Genomic DNA, 12,233 nt, shown 5'->3' on the forward strand with positions numbered 1-12,233 from the left:
ACTCACTCCCTTTCGTTTAGAGGGTTCTCCACAATTTGTGCGTTAGAAGGAGCCCCGAAATTGAAAAGAGATGCAGAGAGACCAACATTCGTTTGCACGCCGGAAAAACTTACGGAGGTATATTCCCCACTTCCCTTATTTTTCATTCTGAGAGTTCTGGGAGTATTATCGGGTCCCAATGTGACCACGATTTCCTCGTACGTCCGGTTATTTGATTTTAGACGGATAGAACCGCCAACAGGCGTCACTTCTTCGTAACCGGAAAGTAGCCCTGCCATTCCTCCGGTAAGACCTTTTACGTCCTGTTTGCCTACAATCCCTCTTGCGGGGGAATAAAACCAAAGATATCTTCCGTTGGATGCGATCACTCTTCCGTCGGAAAATTTAACGTGGATCTGATTGGGTTTTTTATAAGAAAGGGTTCCGGTCAGCTCGTTATTGATGGTGATGCTGGCCCGAAAACTGCTGATCTCATTCATCTTTCCGATGACTGAATTGAGCCGATCTTTGCCCGGATCGGATAAAATAGAAGTGCCGCAGACCAATAGAACTGCGGCACCCATAAAGGATAAGATACCCTTAGATGAAGCCATAATCGTTCCTACTATGGCTTCATTAGACGAAATTATCCAAGTACTTTTTTAAACTCGTCGGTAAGAGCTGGCACGACTTCAAAAAGATCTCCCACGACTCCGTAGGTAGCAACTTTGAAGATCGGAGCGTCTCCGTCTTTGTTTATTGCAACAATGTACTTAGAAGAGCCCATTCCGGCCAAGTGCTGGATCGCGCCGGAGATTCCGCAAGCGATGTAGCAGTTCGGGGAAACGGTTTTTCCAGTCTGACCAACTTGGTGGCTGTGAGGGATCCATCCTGCGTCAACTGCCGCACGGGAAGCTCCAAGAGCCGCGCCAAGAATGTCCGCCAATGCTTGGAGAACAGGCCAGTTTTCAGGTCCTTTGATACCGCGTCCGCCGGATACGATAATGGAAGCCTCGGCTAATTGAACCTTGTTTCCACCGCTCAGGTCAGAAGATACGATCTTAACTTTTGCGTCGCCAGCAGCAGGGCTTGCAGCTTCAACTGCGCCTGCTCCCGCTTTCTGAACTACTTCTTGAGAGTTCGGACGAACGGTGAAGATTGCAACAGGGCTTGTAACTTTGAAGTTACCGTATGCTTTTCCGGAGTAGATCGGCTTCTTAGCTACGACTTTTCCTCCGTCTACGGAAAGACCGACTACGTCGGCTATGATTCCAGCGCCTGCTTTAACAGCGACTCTTGGAGAATAATCTTTTCCTTGAGAAGTGTGAGGAAGAAGAACCACAGATGGATTCTTGTCCTTGATCACTCCAGCAACCAGATTTGCCCAAGTCTCAGCGTTGAAGTCACCAGCGTTAACGGTAACTACGCTGTCTGCGCCTACTGCTCCTAGGTCTCCTGCGAATTTTTCAACTCCGGATCCGATCAAAAGAGCGGTAACTTTTCCTCCGAGAGCGTCTGCGATTTTGCGGCCCGCGGAAGTGATTTCTTTGGAGATCTTTTTGAGTTCTCCGTTTTTGAGTTCGCCTACGATTAATACGTTGCTCACGGGTGTTCTCCTTAGATAACCTTAGCTTCTTCGCGAAGAGCTTTAACGAGTTGCTCTGCGAAACCTTTTGCGTCAGCCGCTTCCAGTTTACGACCAGGAATACGTGGTGGAGGTGGCTCCAATCCAACGACTTCGATCTTGCTGGTAGGGTTGCCTAGGTCGGCAGGAGTTTTGGTTTCGATAGGCTTCTTCTTAGCAGCCATCAAACCTTTTAGGTTAGGATAACGAGGTTCGTTTAATCCTTTTTGAGCGGTGATTGCAACAGGTAGGCTGGTCTCAACAACTTGAGTTCCACCTTCTACTTCTTTAGTAGATTTTACTGCTGTTCCGCTGATCTCTAAACTAACTGCGAAAGCGATATGAGCTATACCAAGAGCCTCGGCAACTTGAACAACTACTTGAGAGCTGTCGCTGTCGATGGATTGGCGTCCGCCGATGATAACGTCTGCGTTTTCTGATTTTGCGAAGTTAGCGATCAATTCCGATGTCAGAGTCGTATCGAATGGAACGTAGTTGTCCACTTTGATCTGAACGGCACGGTCCGCTCCCATAGCATAAGCTTGGCGTAAAGACTCTTGCACGCGATCCGGTCCGAGAGATACTGCAATGACCTCTCCTCCGTTTTTCTCACGTAATCTAAGTCCTTCTTCAATTGCGAATTCGTCGTACGGAGAGATAATCCATTTAATTCCGGCTTCGTTGATGGACTTGTCCCCGACTTTGATATTCGTTTCGGTGTCAGGCACCTGTTTCACTAAAACGATGATCTTCATGAACCTGGGTTCTCCAATAAAATAGGGCTATAAACACGAAATTTCTGAAAAGCTTGAATGCAAACTACTTTTTTGGCCGCATTTCGGGAAATCTCCCTTATCGAAACAGAATGAGTGTTCTACTCCAGAAATAGATCCAAACTAATCCTAAGATGATCACTACTACGTTCGCATCCGATTTTAAGAAGATAGTAAGCCCCCAAAAAAACGGTAAGAGAAAGAAAGAAGCTATAAAAAGAAACCAGATCCATGATCTTTTTTGTAAGGGAGAAGCGATCGATCCTTCAATTGCCCCCCTGATCCCATCCAAGTCCTTAGAGGAAGTCCTAATATTGCGGATGCCAAGAAGCAAACTTAAGAGGCAAATCAAAGTTAATACGACAGAATACAGCATGATGAAATAATAGTTTGCCTTGATGATCTGTCCACTCGGATTCAGTTCAGCGGATCTTAGAGAGAGTTACAAACTTTAACTTGGACCCACTCTGTTTCTTGCGATGAAAACGGATCTGTATCTGGTCGATTTGATCTTCATCCAAAACAAACTCGGCATATCTGTTTTGATCGTCTCCTTTTCCTGCGGTTTCCTGAAGAAGTACCCGAGCTCCCTTATCTCCAGCGACCACGCTGAATGCGGATTGAGACAAAAATTCTCCCGAAAGCTCCAATCTATATTCACCCTTTGCATTCTCAGAGATATGCTTGTCGTAACCGATCACTTCGTCCCATCCGGAGAAGCGACTCTTCGTAGTAGATTTAGAGATTCGAATGGAATAAGAAGGTTTGGAGACTGGGATCTCATCCTTTTGGATCTTTGGAAAAGAAGTATTTTTCTCGATCCTATACACTTGCAGTCTAGAAGATCTTTCTAACAACATGTCCGGATAACGATTGATGCTCTCTATAGGAAAATTACCGGAGAGATTGATCTCTTCTACTTTTTGAAAAGAAAATCCAGGGCTTTGTAAATTCGGATCCTCTTCGATTAGGTAGATATCTCTGCCTGTTTCTAAAAGTTTCGTTGCCTTGGATAGGAAGAGATTTGTGTTCGAGATCAGATAGGTTTCTCTTTCTTCCAAATATCTGAGCGGGCTTGCAATATCCTGTCTTTTAGTAAAATATAATGCGTTTTCTTTGGGTAAGGAAGAGCCTAATCTCCCATATTCTTTTGCATAACCGGAAAGCATTCTTTCCGAAAAGATCAAGGAATCATGAAAATAGAGATTGTATATATTGCTCGAGATTACAGCAACTAGTAGAGCATTCTTCCAGAACTGTGTAGGCATCGGGAAAGTGTTCAGTCCTACAATCCCCATGATGATCGCAAACGGAACCGGGAATAACATCCATCTTCTGGAGGCCCAAAAATGATCCGGATGAATGCTTGGTTCATATAGATATACGATCAAAAGAAAGAATCCTATAAATACGAAGAAGAGAGAGCTCAAATACCTTCTGCGAAAGAGTAAGGTATCGAATCCTTTTACTGCGAATAGAACTAGAATTGTAGGAACATAGAATAAGAAGCATAGAAAGGAATTCTTTTGAAACAGAAGAGCTTGGGAGATATTCTCCGTGATCCCGAGTTTGGGCCGAACAAAGTATGCAAATCCGATCAACCCAAACAAGAACGCTGCTAACAAGATACGAAGAGGATTTCTTTGTGACAGAGCGAATCTTCTTGGTAGATCCAAGATCTTAGTTCCAACAGAAGAACGAGAAAATGCGTATAAGATCCCAGTTCCTACTAAAGAAAGAATACAAAGAAATACTAGTTTAGAAAGAGGACCTCTTTCCCAAAGATCGATCAAATATGGTCTGGAATAAAAGTATCCGTAAAGGATCCCGAGTCCGGAAAGTAGAGAGAATCCGAATAGAAATGAAATTGCAGTGATCGCGTATCTTCTACTCACAAATAACAGATAGCAAACAAGAAAGCAGATTGCAGGCAGATAGATCAGGCTGTCGATCCGATTGAAGCCGCTAACGCCCAAGATCGCTCCTGCGAATATCATTCTAGAGAAAGCTCTTTTTTCGAAACTGGATTGGGCCAGATAGATCGCGAAGATCAAAAGAAATTGCCCTAGAGGTTCGGAGAGAGTGGTCCTAAGATTCCAGATCTGAGCGGTGTTCAAGGAACCGAAAAATACTGCTAAGATTGCTCCTCTCGGACCCACGATCTTCTTTGTATGAAGAAAAACAAAAAATAAGAATAAGATGCCAAAGACACCGTTGATTCGAAAGGCTCCTTCTATTCCGAAAAGATCGAGTGCGATTGCCAAGAAGGAGGGATACAAAGGATAGAATCTAGGAGAGAGGCTAGCGTCTATTTCCGGAAGAGACTTGTCTGCTTCGATGGCGGGATAACCGAGAACGATCGCTTTCTCTAAAATAGGAGAGAGTTCTTTGTAACGGGGATCTGAAAATTCGAAGCTTCCCGTTTTTTGGATCTGACTCCCGAATATTAAGTAAACTCCTTGGTCCCGATCTCCCTTAATGTATTCAGTCGGAAAGAAGAAGTATAGAATAGAACTAGAAAGAATTAAGATCCAAAATGCGATCTTATGAAAAGGCTTTAGTTTCGGATCCTTCCCCACTAAAGGAGAAAGCCTTAAATTCTTTTTCGAAACAAGAAGATATCCCGCAATAGCATAACAAAATATTAAAATAATATAAACTACATACAATAGTTTGTAGATTCCGAGGAGAACCAAGAGAAAGGAAACTGTTCCGCATGCGAGAACGGTTAGAGCGATCGAGATACTATTTCTTTCCAAGGATAATAGATATCCTTTGTGAAAAAGAAAAACGGAGATCAGGTAGGCGAGCGCGAGCGCGGATAAAAAGAAAAATAATGCCAAGTCGGTTCCTTCTACAATTTGAATCGAATTTGGAGCCAGGTTCGAAAGAAAGTTTGGACTCCGATCCGATCCGGTCAAGAATTAAAGAATCATGCAACGAACATGGTTTGTTACCGCGAAGAATATAAAAAGGAAAGACCAAAGAAAGAAAAGGAGGTAAAATTTGACCCGGAACTAGGTTGCTTTTTTCGACTCATTAAAAACATTTAAGCTGTTATATAGTTAGAGGCTCAGAATGAAGGGAATCCAAGAGAGAAAGATCGATTTATACAATCCTACAGAGGATCATCTTGCGTTACGAGAGAACGTAAGTGCGTTCGCAAAACAGAATTTGGACTTACAAGCCAAGGATCACGACGACGAGGAAATCTTTAATAGAGAGTTATTCCGTCGTTTGGGAGCCGAACTAGGGATCTTCGGAGTTACAGTTCCTCAAGAAGACGGGGGAATGGGATTGGATCCTGTTGCCAGCGTGATCATTCACGAGGAATTTTCGGCATACGATCCCGGATTTACTCTCTCTTATCTCGCTCACGAAGTTCTATTCGTAAACAATTTCTATAACAGCGGGAATCCTTCGCAAAGAGCAAAGTATTTACCCAAAGTGCTGTCCGGCGAATGGATCGGTGGAATGGGAATGACAGAGCCTGGAGCAGGTACTGACGTTTTGGGAATGGGAAGTGTCGCGATCAAAAAGGGAGATAAATATGTTCTGAATGGTCGCAAACAATTCATCACCAACGGAATCGTAGGACAGGTTTTTCTAATATACGCAAAGACTCATAAGGACTCCAGAAGGACAACTTCCTTTATCGTAGAGAGTAGTTATCCCGGCTTCAGCTTCGGCAAGAAGGAAGAGAAGATGGGAATGAGATCTTCTCCTACGACTCAACTTGTATTCGAGAATGTGGAGATACCCGCAGAGAACCTGATCGGAAGCGAGGATGGTGCTCTAACTCACATGATGAGAAACCTGGAGATAGAAAGAGTTACCTTGGCGGCTCAATCTTTGGGAATTGCAAAGCGTTGCGTTGACGTTATGTGTGAATACTCCATTCTTCATAGAGAAGCATTCGATAAGAAGCTGATCGAGTTCGGTCAGATCCAAAGACTTTTGGCAGAATCATACGCAGATTATCAAGCAGCAAGAGCTCTTGTATATGATGTAGCTTCTAAGATCCATCCAGAGAATAGAAACTCTCTTGGTGCTGCTTCTGCTAAACTTGTAGCGACTCAAATGGCCGAAAGAGTTTCAAGAAACGCAATACAGGTATTAGGTGGATACGGATATTGTAGAGAATATCCTGTAGAGAGACTGCATAGAGATGCCATCCTTCTTTCTATTGGTGGAGGGACCAACGAGGCGATGCAGAAGAATATAGCTGCCGACTTGAAGAAAATCTACGCAAGCTCTACCCCGTAAAGTTCTTCCCGTATAAGGCCCACTCTGTAAGTTCTGTTTCAAAGGGCTTTTTCCCGGAAGCACTTAAGAGATACACGGGAAATTCATACAAGAAGAAAGAACAGAGTGGTCGCTTTACAAAAGATTCGAAAAGAAAGAACGATTTCAAGGATAGCTGTCTTATTATTAGGCTCCGTAATTTATCTACAATCCTGCTCTAGTTTGCCCAGCGCGGACGGTTCTTCTCGCAGAAGAGGGTCCATTGATGCCGAGGATCTGATATTAAAGCAAACGGATGCTCCTCCTGCAGACCGTCACCTTCATGCGGAACATTATCCTGCTTCTAATGAGAGAAGGCTAGATCTATTCAAATCCAGAGTAGAAGGCTTAGGCGGAGGCTATGTGGGAGTGGGTACGGATCAGAATCTTACCTTAATCGCATGGGCAAAAAGCGACTACGCCTATCTTTCCGATTTCGATCCAGTAACAGTCTCTATTAACCGAATCCATTTATACTTTTTAGAATTGGCTCCTAACTATGCTGAATTTGCAAAGCTCTGGGATCCTAAGAATAAAAAAGAAACTCTCTTGGTCTTGGAAAAGAAATTCTCCACCGATCCTGAATACCAAGTGATCTTGAAATCCTATGAAATCGCTCTTCGTAAGGGAGGAGTGGCTCAGAGATTGGGAGATTTGCCAAAGATTTCCAAGGTATATCCTGCCTTTACATCTTTCCACAATGATACTAAGGACTATGAATTCCTTAGAAACATGGTATTGGAAGGTAGGATCTTGGCCGTAGATGGAAATCTTTTAGGGGACAAAACCTTGCATTCCGTTTCCGAAAAAGCAAAGGAATTGGGGATCCCTGTCCGCATTCTATACACTTCCAATGCTGAGGAATACTTTAGATATCCGGATGGAATGAAGAGTAATTTTCTGAATTTATACGGTGATTCCAGGAGTATCGTAGTCAGGACTCTTACTAAGGGAGCAAAGATCTACGGATTTCCTGACGGAGAAATGTTCCCTAAAGAATTTCCTTTTCACTATAATGTGCAATCATTAGATAATTTTAAAGTATGGCTGACTAAGTTAAATCCTGTATATACTACTTTGATCCTGAAGGCTCGCACTCCAGGAGTAAAAGGATTTTCGACGATAGAGGCTCTACCAACCGAAACAAGCAAGCCGAATGAGGCTACTGCTGCGGCAAATCAAAAGCCCGCAAATAAACAGTAAAAGTCGGCCGACAAAAAGATCCAAACAAAGAAAGCAAAGTCCGAAATGAGAGATCCATTTTATAAAAATATAAAATTCCAAAAAATGATCCTTTGTTTCGGAATGCTTCTTCTTTCCGTTCCTTGTTCTCCTCAGAATATCCGATTTAGTTCTCCGAGCGAACCGGTGCGAATCGTGGCGGTGGGGGACATCATGTCCCACCAGACCCAGATTGATTCTGCTTATAGTAAAGACTGTGATTGCTGGGACTTTTCCGGAGTATTTGATGAAGTTGCTTCTATGATCTCTGAGGCGGATCTTGCCGTTGGAAATTTGGAAACCACTTTGCCTGGAGACCCGAAGATGTATTCAGGTTATCCTCAGTTTGGAGCGCCGGATTCCTTAGCAAAAGCGATAAAAGATATAGGCTTCGATGTTCTTTCGACCGCAAACAATCATTCTTGCGATAAAGGAAAGATCGGAGTAGTTCGCACTCTTTCCGTTCTGGACCAGCTCGGCCTAAAACATTTGGGCACCTACAAGGACCAGGACGAATATTCAAAAAATAGAATATTAAAGGTTTCGGTCGGAGATCTTTCCTTGGTTTTCTTGGATTATACGTACGGAACCAACGGTCTGGAAATTCCTGCGGGAACTGTGATCAATTTGATCGATAAGGATTTGATTGCCTCGGACATAGCACTTGCTAAGAAATCCAAGCCCGATGCAATCATTGTGATGTATCACTATGGTACGGAATATCTGCATGAGCCCGATCCGTTCCAAGTGGAGATGGTCGACTTTGCATTTCAGTCCGGAGCGGATATAGTTCTCGGAGGACATCCTCATACTCTGCAAAGATTCGGAAAGAAGACTTTAAAAGATAAATTCGGAATAGAGAAGGAGAGATTCTTCATTTATTCCTTGGGAAATTTCATCTCGGGCCAGGATAGAAGACACGTGGATGGAGGGATTATTCTCAAGTTCTCTCTTTCTAAAGATGGAGATAGATTAAATATCTCTGATATAGGTTACGAACCTCTTTGGGTTTATATTGACCGAAGCGGATCTAAATCCAAGTTTCGACTTCTTCCTGTGAAAAAGTATCTGAACAACGACCAGGAAAGAAAGCTTCCTGAGGCATCCTTCCAAAGAATGAAACAGTTCTATAAAGATACTGTAGAAGTTTTAGGTCCAATTAAATAGACAAGAGTCGGTGAAGGGGAGCAACCGCGAACCCAAGGTGGCCCGGTCCCACTAAGCAATAGTTGCCCAAATTTTTATTTCTGTTTGCCATTAAATAGTTCACTTTTAAAGTATTTTCTGTCTAAGAGTCGAGGAGCTTATGAATCAGTTATATACGAAACATTTACTTGGAAAGAATTGGCTAAAAAATCGAGTCGTGATGAGTCCGATGACCAGATCGAGAGCCATCGGAAATATTCCGAATGATCTTATGGCGGAATATTATGCGCAGAGGGCAGGTGCCGGTCTGATCGTTACGGAAGGAACTTCTCCTTCGCCTAACGGATTGGGTTATGCGCGCATTCCAGGAGTTTTTTCTCAAGAACAAGTCCAAGGTTGGAAGAAGGTGACTGACGCAGTTCACAAGAACGATGGACGTATCTTTGTGCAGATCATGCATACCGGACGTGTGGGAACTACTATCAATCTTCCCAAAGGAGCTGAAGTGCTGGCTCCTTCTGCAATCGAGATGAAAGGAACGATTTGGACGGATGCAGAAGGCAGTCAACCTCATACCACTCCTAAGGAAATGTCTAAGGAAGATATCAAGAAGACTGTTCAAGAGTATGCGAACGCTGCTAAGCTTGCGACCGAAGCAGGTTTTGACGGTGTGGAATTACACGGAGCGAACGGTTATCTGATCGATCAGTTTATCAATCCTACTTCTAATCAAAGAACAGACGAATACGGCGGAAGTCCAAGCAATCGAAATCGATTCGCTTTGGAAGTTGCAAAAGCTGTAGTAGAAGCGATCGGGCCGGACAAGGTGGCGATCCGAATTTCTCCTTATGGCGTGTTCAATGATTTAGGGATTTTTGATGAGATCAAAGAACAATACACCGAACTTGCTTCTTCTTTAGGTAAGCTTGGTTTGGTTTATATTCATATTGTGGATCATTCTTCGATGGGAGCTCCGAAACCGGAAGCTTCGACTATCGAATCCATCCGTAAAGCGTACAAGGCTGGCAACGCGAATGGTACCTTTATTCTCTCAGGTGGTTATGATCCGGAGAGAGCTCATAAGGACCTGAGTTCAGGTGACGCAGATCTGATCGCTTTCGGCAAAAGTTTTATTTCTAATCCGGATCTAGTGACAAGATTAGAGAAGGGACTTGCTCTTGCGGAACCGGATGCTTCTACCTTTTATACTCCTGGAGAAAAGGGATATACCGACTATCCGGTAGCTTCGCTTTCTGGAGTTTAAGAACGATTTCCATCCGCATGGATTGCAAGTGGAGTAAAACGAATTTTCGTTTGCGTAGATAGCAAATGGAGAAAAATCAAAAGGCCGGGTGAAAATCCGGCCTTTCTTTTTAAATATCAATTTTTTATAATATATCTTCGGTTTGAAATCTATTCTTCGGCAGAATTAGCAGGCGTCTCCGGCTCCTCTAAGAAGTAGCTGTAGAGTTCCGTTTCTCAATTCATAGAGAGAATGTATGGAGGAATCGTATCCAATATCTGTGAATAATAGAATGGGAGTTGGATCTTCTTCTCTAAAGATGACTCCGATCAAATGATAGGAACCGCCGTAAAATCCCAATTCCTCAGTCAGTTTTTCGGATTTTTCATAGGAGACTAGGATGCGATCCGCACCGGATTTTCTCCCGAGTAGATATAAGTATCTTCTCTCCGCACCTTTGGAATGATAAGCGATTCTTCCGGAGATAAATGTCTCTTTCTTAGATGTCTTGAACAAATAGACTTCTTCGATAGTAGAATGAAGCCATTCTGTTTCTGGATATCCTTTAGCCTTCCAGATCGTTTCGGCTAAATTCTTAAAGAGAGTATAATCGGTATCTGTCTTTGCTAGTTCTTGCAGATGAACGGATTGTAAAGAGAGATCGGGGGAATATACGAGCCAATCCTTCTTTGCAGTGATTGGTACCGAAGGTTTTACTTTCAATGCGGGGAATTCTTGGCAACCGTATGTGGTCGATGCGGAAGCAGTAAAGGAAGGACCCTTTTCTCCTTCTAACAGTGCGACAGAAGGAAGTGCAGAATTCACTCCGCTTCGGAACTTATAATCGAATTCGTATTCGTCTTTGGCTTCCTGCCAACCGTTCTTGCTGAAGAATGCAAGAGGCACAAAGATTGGAAGATCTTTTGGATCGTATCCGGACCAGACAAAGCCGATGAGTTTGTATTCATCCAATGTATCCGGCGGAGTGAGTCCCAAATACTTTCTGGAAACGAAACCTACTTTGCCATCCTCAGTCTTGATCTTGGTCCACTCTGTCGTATTACTTGCGTTATCCGTTTGGATACGGACTCGATTTCCCCTATTTAGGGTAAAGACCACTTTTCCTGTTTCCGGTGTTTCTCGAACATTCAGAACTCCGGAGGTGATCAGCACATAGTGATAAGGGTCCGAGGGTTGTCCCTGGATCGAACCATAAACATAGATTAATAAGAGTAATGCGAGCAGCCTAAGTTTGGAAAGCATTGCTTACCAAAGAATCATGCTCAAGTTGCGACTCGCAAGCTTTTTTATTAAGCGAAAAGATTATAAGACTCTCTGACCCGACATGCGGGGAGCTTTAGAAATGTGGAATGTAAGTCCCCGATCAGTCTTGGATCAGTCTTTCTATTGTTTTCTCAGATAGCTGTTTCATACGAATATCTTTGGTGGAAAGATCTTCGATGGATTTCCGGAAGTTGTCCGGACTCTTCAGCATTCCGACAGATAGCACGTTTTCGGATTCTACTTCGAATTTACGGATAGAATCCATGATTTGGTCCTTCTTCACTTGGACCTGTGCACGTACCTGTTCTAAGTCTTGTTTCGGATTTTCTACTAATTCGCGAAACAGAGGAGTGTCGCCAAAAAGAATATTGATTAGATCATCTTTTGGTACATTCCCTTCGCTCAGGACTCCGAGTTTCATTTGTTCCTTGGAAAGTTCTTCCTGAAGATTCGCCAAAGTCTCTTGGACTTTGAGGTATCTAGAAGTCAAACCGCTAGAAAACTCGGTTTTGTCGGTCGCATTCTGGGCTTCTGAGGGTACTCCCGTTCTTCCAGGAACGGAAGATCTCTTTTCGCGGAGAAGTTTCTCGGCTGAGGAGACTAGATTCGTTAGTTGAACGTCCATGTTCTTTACCCTCCTTTCGGTGTATCCGGCGACTGCTCGGAAAATCGGTCGATA

The 12,233-nt window shown here is 43.4% G+C and carries 11 protein-coding genes; 4 read left to right on the forward strand and 7 right to left on the reverse strand.

What is annotated here, in order from left to right; translation table 11 throughout:
- Nucleotides 1-2 precede the first annotated feature (2 nt).
- From EHO59_RS05115 to EHO59_RS05135, 5 genes are all read right to left on the reverse strand, one after another.
- Nucleotides 3-593 carry a LolA family protein gene (locus EHO59_RS05115; protein WP_135585385.1) on the reverse strand — a complete coding sequence of 197 codons (591 nt, stop codon included), beginning with the start codon at nucleotides 591-593 and terminating at the stop codon, nucleotides 3-5.
- Nucleotides 594-625: 32 nt separating this feature from the next.
- On the reverse strand, nucleotides 626-1,585 hold the full coding sequence (locus EHO59_RS05120) for an electron transfer flavoprotein subunit alpha/FixB family protein (RefSeq protein ID WP_135585387.1): 960 nt from the start codon (nucleotides 1,583-1,585) through the stop codon (nucleotides 626-628).
- Between the two features lie 11 nt (nucleotides 1,586-1,596).
- The gene (locus tag EHO59_RS05125) at nucleotides 1,597-2,358 is read right to left on the reverse strand and encodes an electron transfer flavoprotein subunit beta/FixA family protein (protein ID WP_135585389.1); all 762 of its coding nucleotides are present in this window, start codon (nucleotides 2,356-2,358) and stop codon (nucleotides 1,597-1,599) included.
- Nucleotides 2,359-2,455: 97 nt separating this feature from the next.
- Nucleotides 2,456-2,752: an LIC10362 family protein gene (locus EHO59_RS05130; RefSeq protein WP_135585391.1), complete on the reverse strand. Its 297-nt coding sequence runs from the start codon at nucleotides 2,750-2,752 to the stop codon at nucleotides 2,456-2,458.
- 46 nt (nucleotides 2,753-2,798) lie between these two features.
- Nucleotides 2,799-5,219 carry a glycosyltransferase family 39 protein gene (locus EHO59_RS05135; RefSeq protein ID WP_167882066.1) on the reverse strand — a complete coding sequence of 807 codons (2,421 nt, stop codon included), beginning with the start codon at nucleotides 5,217-5,219 and terminating at the stop codon, nucleotides 2,799-2,801.
- Nucleotides 5,220-5,454: 235 nt separating this feature from the next.
- Here EHO59_RS05135 and EHO59_RS05140 point away from each other — a divergent pair, with 235 nt between their 5' ends.
- The 4 genes from EHO59_RS05140 (at nucleotide 5,455) to EHO59_RS05155 (ending at nucleotide 10,291) form a co-directional block, all read left to right on the forward strand.
- On the forward strand, nucleotides 5,455-6,642 hold the full coding sequence (locus EHO59_RS05140) for an acyl-CoA dehydrogenase family protein (RefSeq protein ID WP_135585395.1): 1,188 nt from the start codon (nucleotides 5,455-5,457) through the stop codon (nucleotides 6,640-6,642).
- Nucleotides 6,643-6,747: 105 nt separating this feature from the next.
- Nucleotides 6,748-7,863: an LIC_10091 family lipoprotein gene (locus tag EHO59_RS05145; protein ID WP_135585397.1), complete on the forward strand. Its 1,116-nt coding sequence runs from the start codon at nucleotides 6,748-6,750 to the stop codon at nucleotides 7,861-7,863.
- An 84-nt stretch (nucleotides 7,864-7,947) separates the two neighbouring features.
- Nucleotides 7,948-9,048 (forward strand): CapA family protein, encoded by a 1,101-nt coding sequence (locus EHO59_RS05150; protein WP_135586504.1) that lies wholly within the window; start codon nucleotides 7,948-7,950, stop codon nucleotides 9,046-9,048.
- A 139-nt stretch (nucleotides 9,049-9,187) separates the two neighbouring features.
- On the forward strand, nucleotides 9,188-10,291 hold the full coding sequence (locus tag EHO59_RS05155) for an alkene reductase (RefSeq protein ID WP_135585399.1): 1,104 nt from the start codon (nucleotides 9,188-9,190) through the stop codon (nucleotides 10,289-10,291).
- Nucleotides 10,292-10,456: 165 nt separating this feature from the next.
- Here EHO59_RS05155 and EHO59_RS05160 read toward each other — a convergent pair whose 3' ends face one another.
- A complete protein-coding gene (locus tag EHO59_RS05160) occupies nucleotides 10,457-11,533 on the reverse strand; it encodes an SH3 domain-containing protein (RefSeq protein WP_135585401.1) in 1,077 nt (358 codons plus the stop codon).
- A gap of 121 nt (nucleotides 11,534-11,654) precedes the next feature.
- Nucleotides 11,655-12,179, reverse strand: a complete 525-nt coding sequence (locus tag EHO59_RS05165) for an LIC10415 family protein (RefSeq protein WP_135585403.1) — start codon at nucleotides 12,177-12,179, stop codon at nucleotides 11,655-11,657.
- Between the last annotated feature and the right edge of the window lie 54 nt (nucleotides 12,180-12,233).

Source organism: Leptospira semungkisensis, assembly GCF_004770055.1.
Lineage (GTDB): Bacteria > Spirochaetota > Leptospiria > Leptospirales > Leptospiraceae > Leptospira_B > Leptospira_B semungkisensis.